Here is a 21046-nt window from a genome sequence, read left to right on the forward strand (position 1 = left end):
ATGAGCCAGGCGGCACAGAACCTCAACTGGTTGATCACCAACTTCGTGGACAACACCCCCGGGGTGTCCCACACCGTCGTCGTGTCCGCCGACGGCCTTCTGCTGGCGCTGTCCGAGGGCTTCCCGCGCGACCGTGCCGACCAGCTGGCGGCCGTCGCGTCCGGGCTCACCTCGCTGACAGCCGGGGCCTCCCGGATCTTCGAGGGCGGCGATGTGGCACAGACGGTCGTCGAGATGGAGCGGGGATTCCTCTTCCTCATGTCCATCTCCGACGGCTCGTCGCTGGCCGTCCTGGCGCACCCCGAGGCGGACATCGGACTCGTCGGCTACGAGATGGCACTGCTCGTGGACCGTGCGGGCGCGGTGCTCACGCCGGACCTGCGCGCCGAACTGCAAGGCAGTCTGCTCCACTGACCGACTCAAGATCCACCCGTCTCACCAAATCACCGTCCGGCCGCCACAATCCCCCCACCGGCCACCGTCAGACGGCTTGACTGACCAACTTGCTGTCCCGCCCGGAGGATTCATGACCCCGCCCACCGCCTCTCATGATCCGTACACAGATCCGTACGGGGACGAGGGCGACCAGCCGCTGGTCCGTCCCTATGCGATGACCGGCGGCCGGACCCGGCCGCGCTACCAGCTGGCCCTCGAGGCACTGATCAGCACCACGGCCGACCCGGCAGCGCTCATGGGGCTGCTCCCCGAGCACCAGCGCATCTGCCATCTGTGCCGCGAGGTGAAGTCGGTCGCCGAGGTGTCGGCGCTGCTGAACATGCCGCTCGGCGTGGCCCGGATCCTGGTCGCGGACCTCGCCGAGGCCGGACTGGTCGCCGTACACCAGCCGGGCGGCGACGAGAACAACGGCGGTGCACCGGACGTGACACTGCTCGAAAGGGTGCTCAGTGGACTTCGCAAGCTCTAGCGGGGCCGTGGCTCCGGGGCGTTCCACCACCTCCGCGAAGATCGTGGTGGCGGGTGGCTTCGGCGTGGGCAAGACCACGTTCGTGGGTGCCGTCTCGGAGATCAACCCGCTGCGCACGGAGGCCGTGATGACGTCCGCCAGCGCGGGCATCGACGACCTCACCCACACCGGGGACAAGACCACGACGACCGTGGCCATGGACTTCGGCCGGATCACCCTGGACCAGGACCTGATCCTGTACCTCTTCGGTACGCCGGGGCAGGACCGCTTCTGGTTCATGTGGGACGACCTGGTGCGTGGCGCCATCGGCGCGGTGGTCCTGGTGGACACCCGGCGGCTGGCGGACTGCTTCCCGGCGGTGGACTACTTCGAGAACAGCGGCCTGCCGTTCGTGGTCGCGCTCAACGGCTTCGACGGTCATCAGCCGTACGCACCGGACGAGGTGCGCGAGGCCCTGCAGATCGGGCCGGACACCCCGATCATCACCACCGACGCCCGGCACCGCGCGGACGCCAAGTCCGCGCTGATCACGCTGGTCGAGCACGCTCTGATGGCCCGCCTGAAGTAGCACCCAAGTTCGGCATGTGTTACGGCAGTTGCCGTAGCCCTTCCGAGACGGACAACGGAGCCGACTGTGGCCTTTGACACGGTCGGCTTCGCTGTTCATAACGTTTCGGCAGAGGAATCCGGTGGTACCGCCACGCGTCGCGGTCGGGTGGTGTCGCTGCGCGCACAAAAGCCCCGTCTTTTGACGGGGCTCGCTCTTTATGACCGTTTTATCTGCGGCCTGCCTCACGGGGTTTCACCGGTTTCCCATGTTTGGAAGAGCGCTGGTCCACGTGCTGGAATGCCTGAACTGCCCAATAGTCAAAGACGTACTCAACGGTCGATGGCGATCTGGGCTCTGAGACACTGCGGCACGACGTAGGTGCCGACCGCCGAGAGGTTGTTGGTCGAGTGAGGCGAAGCAAGAACGGTCCCGAGCCGCCCGCCCGGGGCAACTTCACCCCGCCGCCGCGCGGAGCGGCGCCCGCCCCTGTTGTGCCCGGCTCGGAGCCGACGGCCGCACCCGCTCCGAGCGGCGGCCGTTTCTCCCCGCGCAACTGGCGGGTGACGACCCGACTGAACGCGATCCTGCTCATTCCCGTGCTGGTCGGTCTGGTCATGGGCGGCTTCCAGGTGAAGAGCTCGATCGACACCTGGCAGGAGGCCGAGGACGCGGAGAACACCGCGCGTCTGGTGCGGGCCTCCCTCACCTACGCCGACGCCCTCTACACCGAGCGTGACATCACGGCCGCCCCCCTGCTCCAGGGCAAGGGCCAGGACGACAAGGCCGTGGTCGCCGCCCGGGAGAAGACCGACGACGCCGCCGCCGCCTTCGACGAGGCGGCGAAGAGCATGCCCGACAAGGCCGGCCTGAACCGCCGCCTGGAGCTGTTCCACAAGGTCGAGCCCGAGCTGGACGCGCTGCGCCAGGCCGCCTACACCTCCCGTCTCAAGGGCGTGCAGACGCAGGAGGGCTACGTCAGGATCGCCCACCCGCTGATGGAGTTCGCCAACGAGCTCGGTCTGGGCACCGGCAACATCACCAGCTACGGCCGTACCGTCTACGCCATCTCGCTGACCAAGGCCGCGCTGTCGCTTGAGCGGTCCATCGGTATGCAGCTGCTGGTGAAGCCGGGCCCCGGCAACGGCGACTTCGCCACTCAGCGCACCTCCCTCGCGTCGTACGCCTACCTCGAGCGCATCGCCATCGAGGAGTACATCGGCGGTGGCACCGAGGCCGACGCGGACAAGCTGGAGGCGGCCGACAAGCAGATGCGGGCCGACGCCGCGGCCGCGGCCAGGGAAGCGCTGGCCCAGGACCCGAACTACAAGGCGCCGCCGTCCGATCCGAAGAAGATCGTCGCGGCCGTCGCGGGCCTGAAGACCACCGCGCGGGCCGAGCGCGACCTGCTCGCCGCGCAGGGCATCACGCCCGAGAACTGGTGGGCGGTCAACACCCTCAAGTACGACGCGTACCGCCAGATCGAGTCGGACCTCGCGGACACGGCCGTGAACGAGGCGTCCGAGATCGCGGACGACGCCAAGACGGACGCCTTCATCACCGGTGCCGCCGTCGTGATCGCGCTGCTCGCCGCGTTCATCCTGGCCGGCATGGTGGCCCGCCAGATGAGCCGCTCGATGCGCCAGCTGCGCAACGCCGCCTTCGGTATCGCCGAGCAGCGTCTGCCGATGCTGGTCGACCAGCTCTCCCGCACCGACCCCGGCCGGGTCGACACCCGGGTCGCGCCGATCCCGATCAACTCCACGGACGAGATCGGCGAGGTCGCCCGCGCCTTCGACCAGGTCCACCGCGAGGCCGTGCGGCTCGCCGCCGAGCAGGCCCTGCTGCGGGGCAACATCAACGCGATCTTCACCAACCTGTCGCGCCGCAACCAGTCGCTGATCGAGGGCCAGCTGACCCTGATCACCGACCTGGAGAACAACGAGGCCGACCCGGACCAGCTGGAGAACCTCTTCAAGCTGGACCACCTGGCCACCCGTATGCGCCGCAACGGCGAGAACCTGCTGGTCCTCGCCGGCGAGGAGCCCGGCCGCCGCTGGGACCAGCCGGTCCCGCTGGTCGACGTGCTGCGCGCCGCCTCCTCCGAGGTGGAGCAGTACGAGCGCATCGAGATATCCGGTGTGCCGGAGGCCGACATCCACGGCCGTGCCGTGACCGACCTCGTGCACCTGCTGGCCGAGCTGCTGGAGAACGCCACCACGTTCTCCTCGCCGCAGACCAAGGTCCGCGTCACCGCGACCCGTCTGCCCGACGGCCGCGTGATGATCGAGATCCACGACAAGGGCATCGGCCTCACCGCCGAGGACTTCGCGGACATCAACCACAAGCTGGCCAACCCGCCGACCGTGGACGCCGCGATCTCCCAGCGCATGGGTCTGTTCGTGGTCGGCCGGCTCTCCGACCGGCACGGCATCCGGGTGCAGCTGCGCCCCTCCGGCGAGCAGGCCGGCACCACCTCGCTGGTCATGCTGCCCGACGCGATCACCCACGGTGGCGGTGGCGACGGGTCCGTGGACCGCGAGGAGTTCACGGTCTCGCAGATCATCCCGGAGCAGCAGTTCCAGGGTGAGGACTTCAGCCAGCCGATGCGCACGGCGGCGGAGCTCGGCTTCGACGACAGCCGTTACACCGAGGTCCCGGACGACATCCGCGAACTGGACCCGGTCGGCCGCTCCCTGATGCGTGAGGAGCGCCGCGCGGCCCTGGAGGCGCAGGCACACGGCCAGCACCCCGGCCAGGAGACCGCCGCGGAGTCGGCCTACGCGGCCGACGGCTTCGACCAGCAGACCGGCCAGCACGCCTACGGAGGCGGCCAGGGCGGCTACGCCGAGCAGACCGACTACGGTCAGCAGCAGGCGTACGAGGAGCAGCAGTCGTACGAGGAGCCCTACTTCCCGCAGGACGGCGGGCTGCCGCGAAACGACGGATTCCGTTCGGCCGGCGGCTACCCGGAGCCCACGTATGCGGAGTCCGGCCAGGACGCGCACGCCGCGGCGCCCACGGCTGCCTCGGAGAGCTACTCGGGCTTCGAAGAGCAGTCCTACCAGGCTGACTGGCAGCAGCAGGACGGCTACCGGAACGGCTACCCGGACCAGTACGCTCCCGAAGCGGAATCTGCACAGGCCGCTGACGCGAGCGAGCGGGACCGCGTAGGCTTCGACCGTCCGGGACCGGCTTCCTCCGCCGGGCACGAGCTGACCGACGCCGGGCTTCCCCGCCGCGGCTCCACCGCGAGCGGCACCACGGGCGGCGGCGCGCAGCGCGTGAACCAGGAAGCGCCGGCCCCCTCCCCGGAGAGCAACGGCGACACCGGCTGGCGCTCGGCGAACGACGAGCGGTGGCAGCAGGCCGCGCAGCTCCGGAAGCCGAAGGCGGGCGGAGTGACCTCCTCCGGCCTGCCGCGGCGGGTGCCCAAGGCCAATCTGGTCGAGGGCTCCGCGGAGACGACCCCGCAGGGAGGCCCACAGGTCTCCCGCGCCCCCGAGGACGTCCGGGGCAGGCTGAGCAACCTGCGCCGGGGAGTGCAGCGGGGACGCACCGCAGGAAGTGAAACGAACGGCCAGGGCTTCGGTCCTGACAGCACCTACAACCAGGAGCGTTAGTGTGAGCCCGATGAGCCAGGCGGCACAGAACCTGAACTGGTTGATCACCAACTTCGTGGACAACACCCCCGGGGTGTCCCACACCGTGGTGGTCTCCGCCGACGGACTCCTTCTGGCGATGTCCGAAGGCTTTCCCCGCGACCGCGCCGACCAGCTCGCGGCCGTCGCCTCCGGTCTGACCTCGCTGACCGCCGGTGCCTCGCGCATCTTCGAGGGCGGCAGCGTGAACCAGACGGTTGTGGAGATGGAGCGAGGATTCCTCTTCATCATGTCCATCTCGGACGGGTCGTCGCTCGCGGTTCTGGCCCACCCCGAAGCGGACATCGGCCTCATTGGGTACGAGATGGCGCTTCTCGTGGACCGTGCGGGAACGGTTCTGACTCCGGATCTCCGTGCGGAGCTCCAGGGGAGCCTTCTCAACTAACAGTCAGACGGTGCGTTTTCGCGTCCCGGGGCCGTAAGGTTTCGGGACGCGGCTCCACAGGGATGGGTGCCCGGCACAGTCGGAGGAGGAGAAAGTGGCAACACCCCCAGGCGGTTCGTCTTCGGGCAACTGGTCGTACGGCCCTGCCCAGGGCCAGAACGACGGTTCGGCGAACCGGTACAACTTCCCCTCCGCCCCGAGCCACCGGCAGCCGTACACGCCGCAGGGTCCCGGCCCCGCGCCGTACGACCAGCCGCAGGCACCGCGTATCCAGCCCGTGCAGCCGCAGCGCCGCACCCCTGAGCCGGCGCCCGCCGGGGCGTCGAACAACCCCCTGGTGCGCCCGTACGCGATGACGGGCGGCCGCACCAGGCCGCGGTACCAGCTCGCCATCGAGGCGCTGGTGCACACCACCGCGGCTCCGCACCAGATGCAGGGCCAGCTGCCCGAGCATCAGCGGATCTGCAACCTCTGCCGGGAAATCAAGTCGGTGGCCGAGATCTCGGCTCTCCTCACGATCCCTCTCGGCGTGGCCAGGATCCTCGTCGCCGACTTGGCGGAGGCGGGACTGGTCGCCATCCATCAGCCCGGCGGCGACGAGAACGCCGGTGGCCAGCCAGACGTGACACTGCTCGAAAGGGTGCTCAGTGGACTTCGCAAGCTCTAGCGGCGGTCCTTCCCGCTCCACCACCTCCGCGAAGATCGTGGTGGCGGGCGGCTTCGGCGTGGGCAAGACCACGTTCGTCGGCGCCGTCTCGGAGATCAACCCGCTGCGCACGGAGGCCGTCATGACGTCTGCTTCGGCAGGCATCGACGACCTCACCCACACCGGAGACAAGACGACCACCACGGTCGCCATGGACTTCGGCCGCATCACCCTCGACCAGGACCTGATCCTGTACCTCTTCGGTACGCCCGGCCAGGACCGCTTCTGGTTCATGTGGGACGACCTGGTGCGCGGCGCGATCGGCGCGGTGGTGCTCGTGGACACCCGGCGCCTGGCCGACTGCTTCCCCGCGGTCGACTACTTCGAGAACAGCGGCCTGCCGTTCGTCATCGCCCTCAACGGCTTCGACGGCAACCAGCCGTACTCCCCCGACGAGGTCCGCGAGGCCCTCCAGATCGGCCCCGACACCCCGATCATCACCACCGACGCCCGCCACCGCGCGGACGCGAAGTCGACGCTGATCACGCTGGTGGAGCATGCGCTGATGGCGCGACTGCGGTAGTCGGCACTTGCGCCTTGCGGCCCTCGTTCCTCCTGTGGGAGGGATGGGGGCCGTTGGCTTTTTCCGGGGAGGGATGCGGTGAGCGCGGAGGCGGCGGCGTTACGGCTGGGGACGACCGTGGCGAGGTCGGCGGCGGGGGCCTGGCTCGGCGGGAAGCGCCGGCAGCAGGAACGCCGGATGTCGATGGCCGAGCTGGTACGGCTGCGGGTTCCCGGGCTGCGGCTCCAGCGGAGCGTCGAGCGGCAGTTCGAGCAGCGGCGTCCCCGCGAGGGACTGCAGATGCCGCCAGGCCGCGGTGGAGACGGTTCGGACGGTCGCGCTCATCGGGGGTGAGGAGGCGCTGGCGCTGCTGGCGAGGTACACCGTGGGCGCTACGAAGGAAACGGTCAAGGCCCTCCTCGACGGCTGGAGCTACTTCGACGCCGACGCTTACGTGGATCAGGTTCTGTCACAGGTGTCCCTGCGAGGCGTGCCGGTGAGGCTGAGCCACTCAGGTCAGTGGGACGCCGCGCTACGGCTGACCACTCTCACCAGTCTGGCGATCACCTATCCCTTCCGAGGCTTCCCAGCGGTGCGGCGGTTTCCTCCCCTTCGGACTCTGGCCTGCTTCGGGCTTCGCGGCGAAGTGGACCTGTCGTGCGTGCTGGCGCAGCCTCACCTGACGTTTCTCGCACTGTTCGGCGACGAGGCGACCTCGATGACGAACACGGAGGCGCTGGGGGAACTCCGGGAGCTGAGAACGCTCTTTCTCAGCATCAGCGACACATCGGATCTGGGGAACCTGAGTCTCGGCCCAGAGGTCACACGCCTCTCGCTGTCGACGGAGCTCAGTACTCCGTTCCTGCCAAGGTGCTGACCCTGCAGAACTGCCTCCTGCCCGAATCCCTCGACGCCCTGAATTTCCCCGGGGTGGACGTCCGCGTGGTCTGAACACACCACGGCCCCGCCCTCCAAAAGGAGAGCGGGGCCGTAGGCACCGTCAAAAGGCTCAGCGCCAGCTGTGCGGTGCCCGGAAACCGGACTCGCGCTCAAGGCGGCGCCAGGCGGCGCGGACGCGGCTGTGGGTCGGGGCGATCTCGGCGGGGCGGGCGGCCGCGCGGGCCAGGAGGAGGGCCGTGATGGCGGCGACTTCCTCGGGCCCTGCGTGGCCCTTCTCAACACGGATGTCAGGCATGGACATACGACAGGCTCCTCAGGGTCACTGCGGGGGGTTGCCGTGCTTGCGGGAGGGCAGGTCGGCGTGCTTGGTGTGCAGCATCGCCAGGGACTTGACGAGGACCTCACGGGTTTCCGCGGGGTCGATCACGTCGTCGACCAGGCCTCGCTCGGCCGCGTAGTACGGGTGCATCAGCTCGGACTTGTACTCCTTGACCATGCGCGCCCGCATGGCCTCGGGGTCGTCCGCCTCGGCGATCTGGCGGCGGAAGATGACGTTGGCCGCGCCCTCCGCGCCCATCACGGCGATCTCGTTCGTCGGCCAGGCGTAGGTGAGGTCGGCACCGATGGACTGGCTGTCCATGACGATGTAGGCACCTCCGTACGCCTTGCGCAGGATCAGCGAGATCCGCGGCACCGTCGCGTTGCAGTAGGCGTACAGGAGCTTCGCGCCGTGCCGGATGATTCCGCCGTGCTCCTGGTCGACGCCCGGGAGGAACCCGGGGACGTCCAGGAAGGTGACGATCGGGATGTTGAAAGCGTCGCACATCTGGACAAAGCGTGCAGCTTTTTCCGATGCCTCGATGTCCAGGACGCCTGCCAGCACCTGGGGTTGGTTCGCGATGATGCCGACCACCTGGCCGTCCAGACGGGCCAGCGCGCAGATGATGTTCCGCGCCCAGCGCTCGTGGACCTCCAGGTACTCGCCGTCGTCGACGATCTCCTCGATCACCTTGGCCATGTCGTACGGCCGGTTGCCGTCCGCCGGGACCAGGTCCAGGAGGACGTCCGAGCGGCGGTCGACCGGGTCGGACGACTCCACCCTCGGCGGGTTCTCGCGGTTGTTCTGCGGGAGCAGCGAGAGGAGGTAGCGCACCTCGGCGATGCACGTCTCCTCGTCGTCGTACGCGAAGTGGCAGACGCCGCTGGTCTCCGCGTGCACGTCCGCGCCGCCCAGGCCGTTCTGGGTGATCTCCTCACCCGTCACCGCCTTGACCACGTCCGGTCCGGTGATGAACATCTGCGAGGTGTCGCGGACCATGAAGACGAAGTCCGTCAGGGCCGGGCTGTACGCCGCGCCGCCCGCGCACGGGCCCAGCATCACCGAGATCTGCGGGATGACACCGCTCGCCTTGGTGTTGCGCTGGAAGATGCCGCCGTAGCCGGCGAGGGCGGAGACGCCCTCCTGGATACGGGCGCCCGCGCCGTCGTTCAGGGACACCAGGGGCGCGCCCGCCGCGATGGCCATGTCCATGATCTTGTGGATCTTCGTCGCGTGGGCCTCGCCCAGCGCGCCGCCGAAGATCCGGAAGTCATGGGCGTAGACGAAGACCGTGCGGCCCTCCACCGTGCCCCAGCCGGTGATGACACCGTCGGTGTACGGCTTCTTGGCCTCCAGGCCGAAGCCGGTCGCCCGGTGCCTGCGCAGCTGCTCGACCTCACGGAAGGACCCCGGGTCGAGCAGCAGTTCGATACGCTCCCGGGCGGTCAGCTTGCCCTTGGCGTGCTGCGCCTCGGTCGCCTTCTCGCTCGGGCCCGCCACTGCCTGCGCACGGATCTCGTGCAGCTCGGCCACCCGGCCGCGCGCGTCCGTCGGCTCACCCGTCGCCTCATCCAAAACGGTCATGTAGCGACCTTACGAAGGAGACCAAGGAAAGCGAGCCGTCGACTCCGTACAGTCTCCGGCTCGTTTTCCTGGTACCCCTGAACAGAACCTCAGGGGTATGCAGGCCTTCCGACTGCTCAGAGGGCCTGACCGTTGTAGAGGTTCAACAAAGTCTTCAGCCGACAGCCACCTCACATTCATGGGTGGCACATGCCATCCCCGGAGTGACACGCAGGCGCAGCCGGCGGCCCGTGGCGAGCACGTCCACCGTCTCATCCGCCCGGATCACCCCGCGCACCGGATGGTCCCAGACGATCTCCAGCGGGGTCCCGGTGCGGGGCGGTTCGCTCACGCAGAGGGTGGCCGTACGGCCGTGGCGGCGCAGCAGCACGCTCGCGCCGGCCGATGCGGTGAGCGGGCCCGCCGTCCCCGGCTGCCAGAAATTGGCGACCGTCAGGCCGAGCGCCGGCACGGTCACCGCCTGGCAGGCGGCGTCGTTGACGAGCACCGACAGCCAGCGGCGGTCGGCGGCGCGGGCCGCCACCGTACGACGGGAGGCGCCCGGCATGAGGACGTACAGGTAGCCGGCGTCCGCCGGGTCCGTGCCGTGGTCGAGCCAGAGGGTCTGCCAGCGCCGGGTGCGCCGCTCGGTCGTGCTGGTGGTGTTGATGTCGGACCAGGCGCCGGTGCGGTCCTCCCGCAGGGCGCGCAGGTCGCCGTCGGGGACGAGCCAGCCACCGTGGCCCTCCAGGTGGGCCCAGCCGGGGCCCCGGACGAACGTCTGGGTGCCGCCCTCCCCCAGGTTGCGGTTGTCGACGACCGTCTCGACCGGGACGCCGTCCGCGCAGCTGATGCCGGCGCCCAGGCAGACCACGGCGTCCGCGAGGAAGAACCACGACTTGCGGGCCTGAAGGGTCGAGCCGAGGCCCTTGAGGTGCTGGCCGACCGCCGCGAACTCGCCGTCGGTGGTACCGCCGACCCAGCGGACGTCCGGCTTGGGCGCGCCCCACTCGCCGCCCGCGCGGTCGGGCAGCCGCTTGGTGGAGACGGTGGTGCCGGGCAGGCGGTACCAGTCGACGGTGGGCCAGTACCAGTCGGTGTACTGGTCGCCGAGGCCCGGCGCCCACCAGGAGAGCATGCCTGCGCCGGTGTGCCAGCCGCGCGGGTTCTCGCCGTTGCCGCACTCGTAGTACGCGATGCGGTCGCTCGCCATGGCGAGGCCGGCGGTGAAGGCGGGGCGGCGGTGGACCGCGCGGTCCATGGCCGGGAAGAGGCGGTGGCCGACGGGCTCGGGGGCGGCCGGGACGGGGGCGGCGGCGATGGTGTGCAGCCGGGCCAGATCCGCCACGTCGAATTGACGAGCCGTCAGAATGGGGCTCACCCGGTCACGTTCGATCCAGCCCTTCACCGCGGCGTGCCAGCGGTCCCGCTCGGCGGGGCTCGCGCCCAGGGCGAGCAGGGCGATGGCCGCGATGATGCCCTGTCCGTGGAAGTGGTCGCTGCGCAGCACGCGCCGTTCGTCGGCGGCGAGATACCCCCGGCTGATGGCCCGCCCGTTGACCATGTCCATCACCAGTCCGTCGTGGATCAGCGGGGCGTAGGCGCGTTCGACGCTGTCGAGGACGATCTGCCGGTTCGGGTCGGTGACCTCCCACGCGGAGCCGGCGAGCAGGGCGAAGAGGCGGCCGAGTCCGTCGAGCATGACCTGGCCGTAGGTGCCGGAGTAGGCGACCCAGGTGTGCTGGACGAACGAGCCGTCGGCGTAGAGGCCGTCGCCCCGGGTGACGTACGGGAAGACGGGCGACAGCGCGTCCCGGGCGAGGGCGATGCGGTCCGGGGCGCGGCCCAGGATGCCGCGCAGGGCGACGGAGCGGCACAGGTCGACGCGGTTGGCGCCGGTGGAGGTGCCGGAGTAGTCGGCGAGCATCGTGTCGGGGATGAAGTGGTCGACGGCGGCGCAGGCCGCGGCGATCCGGTCGGCGCCGAGGTGGTCGTACAGGGCGGCCGTGATGTCCATCAGGAGGCGGGGGCTGCCGATCTGCCATTCCCACCAGTTGCCGTAGCGGGTGGTGCCGGGGTGGTAGACGGTCGCGGCGAGGTGGTCGAGACCGCGCAGGACGGCCGCGAGCAGGTCGGGGTCGCCGGTGGAGCCGGTGCCGGGCTGGACGTAGGCCCGGGTCATGGTCCACAGGCGGCCGTAGGCGCGAGTGATGCCGGCGGGCGGGTCGTACGGGGTGTCCGGCCACAGGGAGTTCGGCGCCGGTGTCCCGGGCAGGGTGGCGTGGAAGCCTCGGGCGAGGTCGCCGGTCTCCGCGAGGCGGGCGGCGTAGGGTGCGGCGGCCGGGTCGTAGCCGGTGCCGAGGGCGAGGTCCAGCCAGCGGCGGCGCAGGGTGTCGTATGGGTCCGCGGCGGCGTGGGCCCGGGGGTGGACGGTGGCTGTCATGGCGAGGGTGGCGGCGAGGAGGACGGCTCTGCGGGTGAGTGCGGCATGGGCGGCGGCTCTGGGTTCGCGTTCCATCGTCATGCCCATGCCCTAGCAGGAGAGACGGTGGGTGGGAACGGGGCGGGGCGGGGCCGTTCGGGTGGCGGGGCGGCTGGCGGCCGTTTGGACGGCGGGGCGGGCCGTGGCCGGGCGGGCGGGACCTGGTGCGGGGAAACGGGGCACAGCGCGGCCGTTCGGGCAGCGGGGCGGGCCGTAGCCGTGCAGGCGGGACCCGGCACGTGGGGAATGGGGCGGGCCGTAGGCGTTCGGGCGAGAGCTGGCACGGGGGGACGAGGCGCGGCGCGGACGTTCGGGCAGCGGGGTGGGCCGTAGACGTTCGGGCGAGAGCTGGCACGGGGGGACGAGGCGCGGCGCGGCCGTTCGGGCAGCGGGGCGGGCCGTAGGCGTTCGGGTGGGATCCGGCGCGTGGACAACAGGGCGGAGGCCGTAGCCACTCGGGCGCGGCCCGGGTTCAGCCGAATCGGTTCAGGAGCCGTCGGTACAGGCCGGGGGCGAGCCCGCGCACCCGGCCCGGCAGGGTGAGCCAGCCGGGGACGTACGCCTCGTCCCGGCCCCGGGCGACCGCCTCCCAGACCGTGCCCGCGACGCTGCCGGGCGAGGTGGGGCGGGGCCGGGAGCGGCGGTAGGGGGTGCCGCGGCGGGCGAAGAACTCGGTGTCCACCGGGCCGGGCACCACGAGCGTCACGCCGACCCCGGTGCCGCGCAGCTCCTGCCGCAGCGACTCGGCGAACGCGGCCACCCCCGCCTTCGCGGCCGAGTACACCGCCTCCTCGCGCACCCCCACACAGCCCGCGACCGACCCGACCAGCACCACCCGGCCCCGGCCCGCCGTCACCATGGCGGGCAGCACCTCCCGGACCAGGTGCAGGGTGGCGGCGAGGTCCACGGCGAGGACGCCGTCGATGACGTCGTGCGGCATGGTGACGAACGGGCCCGCCCAGCCGATGCCCGCCCCGGCGACCAGCAGATCGATCCGCCCGGCCGCGTCCAGCGCGGAGCGGGCCAGCGACCGCGGCCCGCCGGGAGCGGCGAGGTCGGCGGGCAGCACGACGGCGGAGGTGCCGGCCGCCGTCTCCGCCAGGCGGTCCCGGTCCCGTCCGCTGAGCAGCAGCTGCCAGCCGCCCTCGGCGAAACGGCGGGCGGTGGCCGCGCCGATGCCCGAGGACGCACCGGTCACCAGGGCCACGGGCCGGTCGCGGCGCGCCGGCCGGGGAGTCCGGGCCACGGACGGAGCGGGGGCGGCGCTCGCCCGGGGATCGGAGGTGGAGCCGGTGTGGGTCACGGGTCGGTCTCCCTGCGCAGTCGGTCCGGTTTTCCGGAGCACGTCTTCCAGGACACCGCCGAAGCGGTCCCCGGCGCCAGTTCTGCCGCCCGTCCGCCGTCCCCGCTCACCCGACCGGCGTGTGCGGTTCCGGCGGCGGGCGGGGCAGGCGCTTCCCGGATCCGGTACCCCGTGGGGCGGAACCACTCCTGCGGGCCGTGCGGTGCCGCCAGGCGGCGGTACGGGCGCTGCGGGGCGCGAGGGTCCGGGTTACCAAGGGGAGACCCCCGGAGGTGTCCATGCGTCTGCTGCTCGTCCACCCCAGTGCCCTGATGTACTCGGAGATCTTCCTGCGCCTGGAACCCCTCGGCCTCGAACGGGTGGCGGGTGCCGCGCGCGCCGCCGGGCACGAGGTGCGGGTCGTCGACCTCCAGGTGCTCGGCCGGGAGCGGCTGCGCGCCGAGGTGCGGTCGTTCCGGCCGGAGGCGCTCGGGATCTCGCTGAACTACCTGGCCAACGTCCCCGAGGCGATCGAACTGGCCGGGGAGGTCAAGCGGGCGGTGCCGGGCTGTTTCGTCTTCCTCGGCGGCCACAGCGTGTCCTTCGTCGCCGAAGAGGTGCTGGAGCAGGCCGAGGGCGCGGTCGACGCGGTGGTGCGCGGCGAGGGGGAACCGGCGGTCGCACCGCTGCTGGAGGCCGTACGGGACGGAGGGGTCGACGGCGTGCCGGGCATCGTCACCGCGGCGGGCCGCGGGCCCGCGCCGCTGATGCTGCACGGCATCGACAGCCCGCTCCCCGCCCGCGACCTGATGCGCAACCGGCGGCGCTATTTCATCGGCGAGCTGGACCCGTGCGCCTCCGTGGAGTTCACCCGCGGCTGCCCCTGGGACTGCTCGTTCTGCTCCGCGTGGACGTTCTACGGCCGCAGCTACCGCAAGGCCTCCCCCGAGGCGGCGGCCGCGGAGCTGGCGTCGATCCGCGAGCCGAACGTGTTCATCGTCGACGACGTGGCGTTCATCCGGCCCGAGCACGGTGACGCGATCGCCGCGGAGGTGGAGCGGCGGCGGGTCCGCAAGCGCTACTACCTGGAGACCCGCAGCGATGTGCTGCTGCGTCACCCGGAGGTCTTCGAACGGTGGGCGCGGCTCGGGCTGAAGTACATGTTCCTCGGCATGGAGGCGATCGACGCGGAGGGCCTCGACCTGTACCGCAAGCGGATCAGCCCCGACGAGAACTTCCGGGCCCTGGAGGCCGCGCGGCGCATGGGCATCGCGGTCGCCATCAACCTGATCGTCGATCCCGCGTGGGACGAGGAACAGTTCCGCGTGGTGCGGGAGTTCGCGCTGTCCGTGCCGGAGATCGTGCACTTCACGGTGATGACGCCGTATCCCGGCACGGAGATCTGGCACACCGAGGCCCGGCGCCTGACCACGCGGGACTACCGGCTCTTCGACATCCAGCACGCGGTGGTGCCGACGACGCTGCCGCTGGAGCGGTTCTACGAGGAGCTGGTGAGCACCCAGGCCGTGATCAACCGCAAGCACCTCGGGGTCCGCACCGCCTTCCGCGCGGCGCGCGTCCTGGGCCGCAACCTGCTGCACGGGCAGACCAACTTCGCCCGGATGCTGTGGAAGTTCAACCAGGTGTACAACCCGCGGCGGCAGCTCGCCGACCACGCCATGCCGGTCCGCTACGAACTGCCGCTGCCGCAGCGCGTCGACGTCGGCGACCGGCGCAAGCTGTACGTACACACGCGGAGCCGGGGAACGACCCAGTAGCGCCGCGGGGAGGGGGCTGTCCGACCGATGCCGATCGCCGTGCTCGCCTCGCTCGCCGCGGGAGCGTGCTTCGCCGTCGCGGGGCTGCTCCAGCAGTGGGCCGCGGGCGCGCGTCCGGACTCCGAGGCGCTGCGTCTGCGGCTGCTCGGCGGGCTGGCCCGCGATCCGCTGTGGCTGTGCGGGATCGCGCTGGCCGTCCTGGCGTACGGCTTCCAGTCGCTGGCACTCGCCTTCGGGCCGCTCAGTCTGGTGCAGCCGCTGATCGTCGCCGAACTGATCTTCGCGGTGCCGCTGTCGGCGCGGCTGCACCGGATGCGGCTGGGGCGCCGGGAGTGGTTCGGTACGGCCGCGGTGGCCGCCGGGCTGGCCGCGGCGCTGGCCTCGGCCCGGCCGCACGGGGGCCGCCCGGCGGCGGCGAGTCTGCCGGAGTGGCTGCTGATCCTGGGCGGCACGGCGACCGTCGTCTGCGCGGCGCTGGCCGCCGCCCGCCGGCTGTCCGGACCGTGGCGGGCCTCGGCGACGGCACTGGCGGCCGGGACGGTCATGGGCACCCAGTCCGTCCTGCTCGCCGCGACCGTGGACCGCCTCCGGCACGGCCCCGGCGCGGCGCTGGCCGCCTGGCAGACCTACGCCCTGGTGGCGGCCTCCCTCGGGGGCCTGCTCCTCATCCAGACCGCCTTCCAGCAGGGCCCCCTCGCCGCGAGCATGACGGTCATCGACGCCTCCGAGCCGGTGGTCGCGGTGACCGTCGGCACCCTGGTCTTCGGCGAGTCCCTCACCACCGGCTGGCCGGTCAGCGCGCTCACCGTGACGGGGCTGGCGCTGGTGGGCGCGGGCATCGTGAGCCTGGACTCGTCACCGGTGGTCGCGGCACTGCACGAACGGAAGGTGCGGGGGGCCGCGGTGGAGCGGCGGGGGCGATGAACGCCCGGTCGGTGGCGGGCTTCCCGGGGAGACGATGAACGCCCGGTCAGCGACCGGCCGTTCGACGGCGGTCGCGCACCGGCTGGGGCGACGGCACCCCCGTGCGGGGCAGCCAGACGGGGAGCAGGTCCTCGGTGAGGACACGGTCCCAGGAGGGGTGGCTGGCGCGGGCCGTGGCCGCCGCGCGGTGGCGTAGGGCGGTGAGGAGGGGTGGGTCGTCGAGGAGGGTGGTGAGGGCGGTGGTCCAGGCGGCGGGGGTGTCGTCGGGTACGACGATGCCGTCCTCGCCGGGTGCGGTGAGCCACTGGGTGGTGTGGGCGCCGTCGGGGAGCAGGACGGCGAGGCCGGCGGCCATGGCCTCGGCGACGGCGTTGCCGCAGGTCTCCGTGCGGGAGGGGAAGGCGAAGAGGTCGCAGCCGGCGTAGACGTGCGCCAGGCGGTCCTGCGGGAGCGGGCCGAGCAGGGTGGCGTCCGGGGCGAGGGACCGGCGCACGGGCTCGGCCTCCGCGCCCGCGCCCGCCAGCACCAGGTGGACGGGCCTCCCCCGCGCGCGCAGCCGGCGCACGCTCTCGGCCAGCAGGGGCAGTCCCTTGGTGGCGTCCAGGCGGCCGGCGAACAGGATCAGCGGGCGGTCGGCCGGGATGCCGTAGACGCGGGCCAGGCGGGAGCGCGCCGTGGGGTCGGGGCGGAAGCGTGCGTGGTCGATGCCGCGGCGGAGCAGGGCGACCCGGTGGGCGCCGAGGACCGGGGCCAGTTCGGCGCAGCCCGCCGGGGTGGGCGCCAGGACGCGTTCGCAGGCGTCGAGCAGGCGGTCGCGGCGTCGGCGCAGCCACCGCTCGGCGCCCCGCGCGAGCAGCGGCCCCGCACCGGGCAGCCGGCGGGCGGCCAGGTAGCGGGCGTAGACGGAGGCGAGGGCGGGGACGTCGGTGTGCACGGAGGCCACCAGGCGCGGCACCGGCCCGCCCCCGCGGGCGAGCCGGACGGCGGTGGTGGCGTAGGCGAAGCCGTGCGTGAGGTGCCAGACGTCGTGGCGGGGCAGAAGGGCCGCGAGGCGCGGGTGGTAGGGGGCCAGGTCGGTCACGTCCTCGGCGCCGCGGGCGGAGGTGAACGCGCCGGAGTCGAGCACCGGCCGGAGCATGACGAGGCGGACGCGGGGCGAGAGGGCCTCGACGCGCTCGCGGGCGCCGAGGAAGTAGACGGTGAGGTCGAGGCCGGGCGCAGGGTCCGGCAGCCGGGCCGCGCTCTCCGCGAAGCGCTCCCAGCACTTGACGTGGCCGCCCGAGGTGTCGCTCCTCATCAGCTCGACCAGGACCGCGACCGAAGGCACGGGCACTGGGTACCACCCCGGCCATTGTTCCAATCGCGACACTTCGCCAATGATGTTGAAGATTGAATGGAATAGGTCTACGGTGGGTTTCGTTCACCTAGTTGAACATTCAACGTTCCGTCCCCAAGGAGAACGCCATGACCCTCGACCTGGCCACCCTGACCGGCGACTACACCCTCGACCCCGCCCACACGACCATCGGCTTCGTCGCCCGCCACGCCATGGTCACCAACGTCAAGGGCAAGTTCCTCGACTTCAGCGGCTCGCTGCACCTCGACGGCACCGACCCGTCGAAGTCCACCGCGTCCATCGACGTCAAGATGGACAGCATCGACACCGGCAACGCCGACCGCGACGGTCACCTCAAGAGCGCGGACTTCTTCAAGACCGATGAGTTCCCGACCATGACCTTCCGCTCCACCAAGGCGGAGTCCCTGGGCGGCGACGACTACCGCATCACCGGCGACCTGTCGATCCTCGGCGTCACCAAGCCGATCACCATCGACCTGGAGTTCAACGGCGCCGCGAAGGACCCGTTCGGCAACGAGCGCGTCGGCTTCGAGGGCAAGGCGACGATCCTGCGCTCCGAGTGGGGCCTGACCTGGAACGCGGCGCTGGAGACCGGCGGCTTCCTGATCTCCGACAAGGTCAAGCTGAACTTCGACATCTCGGCGATCAAGAACGCGTGAGCCGACGGCTCCGCCGTTCCCCCGAGCGCGCCCGCCCTCCACTCCCCCCGTAGGGAGGGCGGGCGCTCGCCTTCCCACCACCGCCGCCCTCAGCCGCTCCCCCGCTCCAGCTTCCGGACCGCGGCCGCCAGCCGGGCGGCCCGCCGCTCCGGTGTCCGGGCGCGCAGCAGATCCAGGATCACCAGATACCGGTCCGTCCTGCCGAGCCCTTCGAAGGCCGCCCTGGCCGCGGGGCTGCGCTCCAGCGCCGCCGCGAGGTCGTCCGGGACGGTCGCGTGGCGCTGCGACTCGTACGCCGCCGCCCAGCGCCCGTCCGCCTGCGCCGCCGCCACCTCCGCGAGCCCGGCGGGGCGCATCCGGCCGGCGGCGGACAGCTCCTCGACCCGCCGTACGTTGACCATGGACCAGAGGCTGCCGGGGCGGCGCGGCGTGATCCGCTGGAGGTAGTGGGAGGCGTCGAGAGCCTTGCGCTGCCCGGTGATCCAGCCGTGGCAGAGCGCCGCGTCGTTCACCTCGGCGGCGGTGACGGACGGCAGCCCCGAGCCCTTCTTGGCGACCTTCACCCACAGGCCGGGGTGCGGGGCGGGATGCCGGGCGAGCCAGCCGTCGAGGTCGGCGACGGTCTCGAAGACGAGCGACTCCTCAGTGGTCATGGGAGCACGGTAGGCCGGGTATAGGACAGTAACCGGCCTAGATGGCGGGCTGGTTGCAGCCGCATCATGGTCGGCATGACCGAAGACTCCCGACCGGAACCGGACGGCCGCGCCTGGGTCGTCCTGAAGACCTACGAGATCGACCACGGCCATCCCCACCCCCTGACCGTCGTCCACGCTTGACTGCGGGAGCGCGGCATCGACTGGATGCCGTTCCCGCCGGGAGACGTCCACTGGGACCGGATGTGCGCCCCCGGACTCGACGGCCGCCGGCGGGCCTGGGTCACGGTGGCCGTCGCGGCGTCGGCCCTGCGGCGGCTCGGACTGCACCCGGAGCAGCCCACAGCCGGGGCGGCCGGGAAGTCGCCGCCGAAGTGGTGGCATGCCGCGGGTGAGCGGTACGCCCGCGGGGCCGGGCGCTGGGGCGGCGGGTAAACCCGGTGCGCGGTGGGGTGTTCGCGTGGTTGGCTCGCCCCCATGACCTGGCTGCCGCGCGACTTCGTCCATCCCGTGCATGTCGAGATACCCGGCGGCGGAGGCCACCGGCTGCGGCCGATCAGCGGGGCCGACGCGCCGCTCGACTACCCCGCCGTGATGGGGTCGCGGGAGCGGCTCTGGTCGGTCTTCGGGCCCGCCTGGGGCTGGCCGACGGCCACGATGTCGTACGAGGCGAACCGCGCGGACCTGGAGCGGCACGCCGCCGAGATCGAGGCCCACCAGTCGTTCAACTACACCGTCGAGAACCCGGACCGCACCGCCCTGCGCGGCTGCGTCTACATCGATCCGCCGGAGAAGCGGGGCGCCGACGCGGAGATCTCCTGGTGGGTGGTGGACGAGGAGGTCGGCGGTGCGCTGGAGCGGGCGCTGGACGCGTTCGTGCCGCGCTGGATCGCCGAGGACTGGCCGTTCGAGCGGCCCCGGTTCATCGGGCGGGATCTGACCTGGCAGGAGTGGCTGCGGCTGCCCGATCGGGCGTAGGCCTCAGAAGCCGCCGCCGAAGTCGCCTCCCCCGCCGAAGTCGCCGCCGCCCCAGCCGCCGCCCCCGAAGTCGCCGGTGTCGAAGTCGGCGCCGGAGACGTCACCGCCCTCGTAGCCGCCGAAGTCGCCGTATCCGGCGCCGTAGTCGGCCGCGTAGGACGGGGTGGCCATCATGCTGCCGAGCATGGTGCCGATCAGCAGGCCGGGGAGGATGCCGCCGCCGAAGTAGCCGCCCGCCCAGGGGCCGTAGGCCGGGCCCGCGTCCCAGTAGGGGCGGCGGCCGTACTCGGTGTCGACCTCGCGGATCATGGGGTCGCGACCGTCGGCCAGCCGGGCCTGGTCGGCCCCGCAGACCGGGACCTCGCGGGTGGCACCGCCCTCCGGCGTCCAGGTGACGTCGGCGACGGACGGGCCGTGGCGCGGGTCGAAGAAGCACGGCGGCCGGCGTTCGGGCGGCGGCCGGCCCTCGCGGCGGGCGGCCAGCCTGGCGAGCGCGAACCGGCCGTCCTCCAGGGACTCGGTGACCGGCTTCACGTCCTCCGGTTTCCGCGCGGCCGCCATTCTGGCCTTCGCCGTGTCGTAGGCGTCCAGGGCGTGTTCGTAGTCGGCGCGCATCGCGTCGTCGGCCGCGGGGTCCCCGGGCCGGAAGTCGAGGCGGTCCAGTTCCTCGCCGAACGCGGTGATGTCCTCGTCGACCACCACGCGCAGCTTCTCCAGCGCCGCCCGCTGCTCGTCCTCGTGGCGGCGCCGGTTGCGGCGGACGAGGGCGTACGCCCCGGCGCCGCCCGCGGCGAGCACCGCGCCGGTGGTGATGAGCGCGGTGGTGGAGACACCGGTGTCGGCGGACCCCCAGGAGGCGGGGGCGGAGCCGCGGACGCCGCCGCGCAGGGCGTCGTCGACGAAGTCGTTCAGCTGGGCCTTGGCGTCGCCCGCGTCCTGCACGGCCGTGACCAGGTTGGACACGCCCTGGCGGCTCAGCACGCTGCTGTCGGCGCGCGCGTCGAAGCGGTCGCCGACCCGCACGCCGTACAGGCCGGTGATGCCGGTCTCGGTACGGAGGTTGCGGAAGAGATTCTCCGTCGGCTGGTCGGCCGGCAGGACCGCCACGAACACGGGCTTGTCCGCGTCCTCGATCTTGTCGGCGAGCGCCTCCGCGTCCGCCTCGGACAGCACGTCGGCGGCGGCCGGATCGACGTAGACGGGGCTCTCCCGCAGGGCCTGGGCGACCTCGGAGAGATCGGTGGCCGCGTGCGCTCCCGGCGCACCGGCCGACAGCACCGCCAGTGCGGCGGTGACCGGCACGATCAGGAGGCGTACGAAGGTACGCGCCAGTGCGGCCTTCATACGTTCGAAGCTACCTCAAAGCCACCCAATATGGGCATCGGCCCCGAAATGCGGAGCCGGACAACCGACGTCCCTCGGGA

The 21046-nt window shown here is 71.9% G+C and carries 21 protein-coding genes; 14 read left to right on the plus strand and 7 right to left on the minus strand.

What is annotated here, in order from left to right; genetic code table 11:
• From ACZ42A_RS22095 to ACZ42A_RS22135, 9 genes are all read left to right on the plus strand, one after another.
• Entirely contained in the window at positions 1-414 is a 414-nt protein-coding gene (locus tag ACZ42A_RS22095; protein ID WP_468529067.1) for a roadblock/LC7 domain-containing protein, read from the plus strand.
• 112 nt (positions 415-526) lie between these two features.
• On the plus strand, positions 527-925 hold the full coding sequence (locus ACZ42A_RS22100) for a DUF742 domain-containing protein (RefSeq protein ID WP_468528951.1): 399 nt from the start codon (positions 527-529) through the stop codon (positions 923-925).
• Positions 906-1493 carry a GTP-binding protein gene (locus ACZ42A_RS22105; protein WP_468528952.1) on the plus strand — a complete coding sequence of 196 codons (588 nt, stop codon included), beginning with the start codon at positions 906-908 and terminating at the stop codon, positions 1491-1493. Before ACZ42A_RS22100 ends, ACZ42A_RS22105 begins: the two co-directional genes overlap by 20 nt.
• Before the next feature lie 389 nt (positions 1494-1882).
• On the plus strand, positions 1883-5095 hold the full coding sequence (locus ACZ42A_RS22110) for a sensor histidine kinase (protein WP_468528953.1): 3213 nt from the start codon (positions 1883-1885) through the stop codon (positions 5093-5095).
• A gap of 10 nt (positions 5096-5105) precedes the next feature.
• Entirely contained in the window at positions 5106-5519 is a 414-nt protein-coding gene (locus ACZ42A_RS22115) for a roadblock/LC7 domain-containing protein (protein WP_004983065.1), read from the plus strand.
• Positions 5520-5613: 94 nt separating this feature from the next.
• Positions 5614-6186: a DUF742 domain-containing protein gene (locus ACZ42A_RS22120; RefSeq protein WP_468528954.1), complete on the plus strand. Its 573-nt coding sequence runs from the start codon at positions 5614-5616 to the stop codon at positions 6184-6186.
• Complete coding sequence (locus ACZ42A_RS22125) at positions 6167-6748, plus strand: GTP-binding protein (RefSeq protein ID WP_003997631.1); 582 nt, start codon at positions 6167-6169, stop codon at positions 6746-6748. Before ACZ42A_RS22120 ends, ACZ42A_RS22125 begins: the two co-directional genes overlap by 20 nt.
• 78 nt (positions 6749-6826) lie before the next feature.
• Positions 6827-7081 (plus strand): NACHT N-terminal Helical domain 1-containing protein, encoded by a 255-nt coding sequence (locus tag ACZ42A_RS22130; RefSeq protein WP_468528955.1) that lies wholly within the window; start codon positions 6827-6829, stop codon positions 7079-7081.
• On the plus strand, positions 7044-7604 hold the full coding sequence (locus ACZ42A_RS22135; RefSeq protein WP_468528956.1) for a hypothetical protein: 561 nt from the start codon (positions 7044-7046) through the stop codon (positions 7602-7604). Before ACZ42A_RS22130 ends, ACZ42A_RS22135 begins: the two co-directional genes overlap by 38 nt.
• 132 nt (positions 7605-7736) lie before the next feature.
• Here the strand turns inward: ACZ42A_RS22135 and ACZ42A_RS22140 are convergent, their stop codons facing one another.
• The 4 genes from ACZ42A_RS22140 to ACZ42A_RS22155 all read right to left on the minus strand — a co-directional run bounded on the left by ACZ42A_RS22140 (position 7737) and on the right by ACZ42A_RS22155 (position 13294).
• Positions 7737-7928, minus strand: a complete 192-nt coding sequence (locus ACZ42A_RS22140) for an acyl-CoA carboxylase epsilon subunit (protein WP_468528957.1) — start codon at positions 7926-7928, stop codon at positions 7737-7739.
• A gap of 18 nt (positions 7929-7946) precedes the next feature.
• Positions 7947-9530: an acyl-CoA carboxylase subunit beta gene (locus tag ACZ42A_RS22145; RefSeq protein ID WP_468528958.1), complete on the minus strand. Its 1584-nt coding sequence runs from the start codon at positions 9528-9530 to the stop codon at positions 7947-7949.
• A gap of 154 nt (positions 9531-9684) precedes the next feature.
• Positions 9685-12033: a polysaccharide lyase 8 family protein gene (locus ACZ42A_RS22150; protein ID WP_468528959.1), complete on the minus strand. Its 2349-nt coding sequence runs from the start codon at positions 12031-12033 to the stop codon at positions 9685-9687.
• A 430-nt stretch (positions 12034-12463) separates the two neighbouring features.
• Entirely contained in the window at positions 12464-13294 is an 831-nt protein-coding gene (locus tag ACZ42A_RS22155) for an SDR family NAD(P)-dependent oxidoreductase (RefSeq protein ID WP_468528960.1), read from the minus strand.
• 278 nt (positions 13295-13572) lie between these two features.
• On the opposite strand from ACZ42A_RS22155, the gene hpnR reads away from it, so the two are divergent.
• Together hpnR and ACZ42A_RS22165 are read left to right on the plus strand one after the other, a co-directional pair.
• Positions 13573-15051 (plus strand): hopanoid C-3 methylase HpnR, encoded by a 1479-nt coding sequence (hpnR, locus tag ACZ42A_RS22160; protein ID WP_468529068.1) that lies wholly within the window; start codon positions 13573-13575, stop codon positions 15049-15051.
• Positions 15052-15078: 27 nt separating this feature from the next.
• Positions 15079-15975, plus strand: coding sequence for a DMT family transporter (locus ACZ42A_RS22165; protein WP_468528961.1), 897 nt, complete (start codon positions 15079-15081; stop codon positions 15973-15975).
• A gap of 46 nt (positions 15976-16021) precedes the next feature.
• On the opposite strand, the gene ACZ42A_RS22170 is transcribed toward ACZ42A_RS22165, so the two are convergent.
• Positions 16022-17302, minus strand: coding sequence for a glycosyltransferase (locus tag ACZ42A_RS22170; RefSeq protein WP_468528962.1), 1281 nt, complete (start codon positions 17300-17302; stop codon positions 16022-16024).
• A 137-nt stretch (positions 17303-17439) separates the two neighbouring features.
• Here ACZ42A_RS22170 and ACZ42A_RS22175 point away from each other — a divergent pair, with 137 nt between their 5' ends.
• On the plus strand, positions 17440-17991 hold the full coding sequence (locus ACZ42A_RS22175; protein WP_468528963.1) for a YceI family protein: 552 nt from the start codon (positions 17440-17442) through the stop codon (positions 17989-17991).
• A gap of 89 nt (positions 17992-18080) precedes the next feature.
• On the opposite strand, the gene ACZ42A_RS22180 is transcribed toward ACZ42A_RS22175, so the two are convergent.
• Complete coding sequence (locus tag ACZ42A_RS22180) at positions 18081-18644, minus strand: YdeI/OmpD-associated family protein (protein WP_468528964.1); 564 nt, start codon at positions 18642-18644, stop codon at positions 18081-18083.
• Positions 18645-18851: 207 nt separating this feature from the next.
• On the opposite strand from ACZ42A_RS22180, the gene ACZ42A_RS22185 reads away from it, so the two are divergent.
• Positions 18852-19079, plus strand: coding sequence for a hypothetical protein (locus tag ACZ42A_RS22185; RefSeq protein WP_468528965.1), 228 nt, complete (start codon positions 18852-18854; stop codon positions 19077-19079).
• A 42-nt stretch (positions 19080-19121) separates the two neighbouring features.
• The gene (locus tag ACZ42A_RS22190; protein WP_468528966.1) at positions 19122-19622 is read left to right on the plus strand and encodes an N-acetyltransferase; all 501 of its coding nucleotides are present in this window, start codon (positions 19122-19124) and stop codon (positions 19620-19622) included.
• A 3-nt stretch (positions 19623-19625) separates the two neighbouring features.
• On the opposite strand, the gene ACZ42A_RS22195 is transcribed toward ACZ42A_RS22190, so the two are convergent.
• Complete coding sequence (locus tag ACZ42A_RS22195; RefSeq protein WP_468528967.1) at positions 19626-20966, minus strand: hypothetical protein; 1341 nt, start codon at positions 20964-20966, stop codon at positions 19626-19628.
• Positions 20967-21046 lie beyond the last annotated feature (80 nt).

Source organism: Streptomyces sp. NPDC030838 (assembly GCF_055572035.1).

Coding starts and splice junctions, on each gene's coding strand:
- ACZ42A_RS22095 (WP_468529067.1), top strand. CDS start 1: ATGAGCCAGGCGGCACAGAACCTCAACTGGTTGATCACCAACTTCGTG.
- ACZ42A_RS22100 (WP_468528951.1), top strand. CDS start 527: ATGACCCCGCCCACCGCCTCTCATGATCCGTACACAGATCCGTACGGG.
- ACZ42A_RS22115 (WP_004983065.1), top strand. CDS start 5,106: ATGAGCCAGGCGGCACAGAACCTGAACTGGTTGATCACCAACTTCGTG.
- ACZ42A_RS22140 (WP_468528957.1), bottom strand. CDS start 7,928: ATGTCCATGCCTGACATCCGTGTTGAGAAGGGCCACGCAGGGCCCGAG.
- ACZ42A_RS22145 (WP_468528958.1), bottom strand. CDS start 9,530: ATGACCGTTTTGGATGAGGCGACGGGTGAGCCGACGGACGCGCGCGGC.
- ACZ42A_RS22150 (WP_468528959.1), bottom strand. CDS start 12,033: ATGACGATGGAACGCGAACCCAGAGCCGCCGCCCATGCCGCACTCACC.
- hpnR (WP_468529068.1), top strand. CDS start 13,573: ATGCGTCTGCTGCTCGTCCACCCCAGTGCCCTGATGTACTCGGAGATC.
- ACZ42A_RS22165 (WP_468528961.1), top strand. CDS start 15,079: ATGCCGATCGCCGTGCTCGCCTCGCTCGCCGCGGGAGCGTGCTTCGCC.
- ACZ42A_RS22175 (WP_468528963.1), top strand. CDS start 17,440: ATGACCCTCGACCTGGCCACCCTGACCGGCGACTACACCCTCGACCCC.
- ACZ42A_RS22180 (WP_468528964.1), bottom strand. CDS start 18,644: ATGACCACTGAGGAGTCGCTCGTCTTCGAGACCGTCGCCGACCTCGAC.
- ACZ42A_RS22185 (WP_468528965.1), top strand. CDS start 18,852: ATGCCGTTCCCGCCGGGAGACGTCCACTGGGACCGGATGTGCGCCCCC.
- ACZ42A_RS22190 (WP_468528966.1), top strand. CDS start 19,122: ATGACCTGGCTGCCGCGCGACTTCGTCCATCCCGTGCATGTCGAGATA.
- ACZ42A_RS22195 (WP_468528967.1), bottom strand. CDS start 20,966: ATGAAGGCCGCACTGGCGCGTACCTTCGTACGCCTCCTGATCGTGCCG.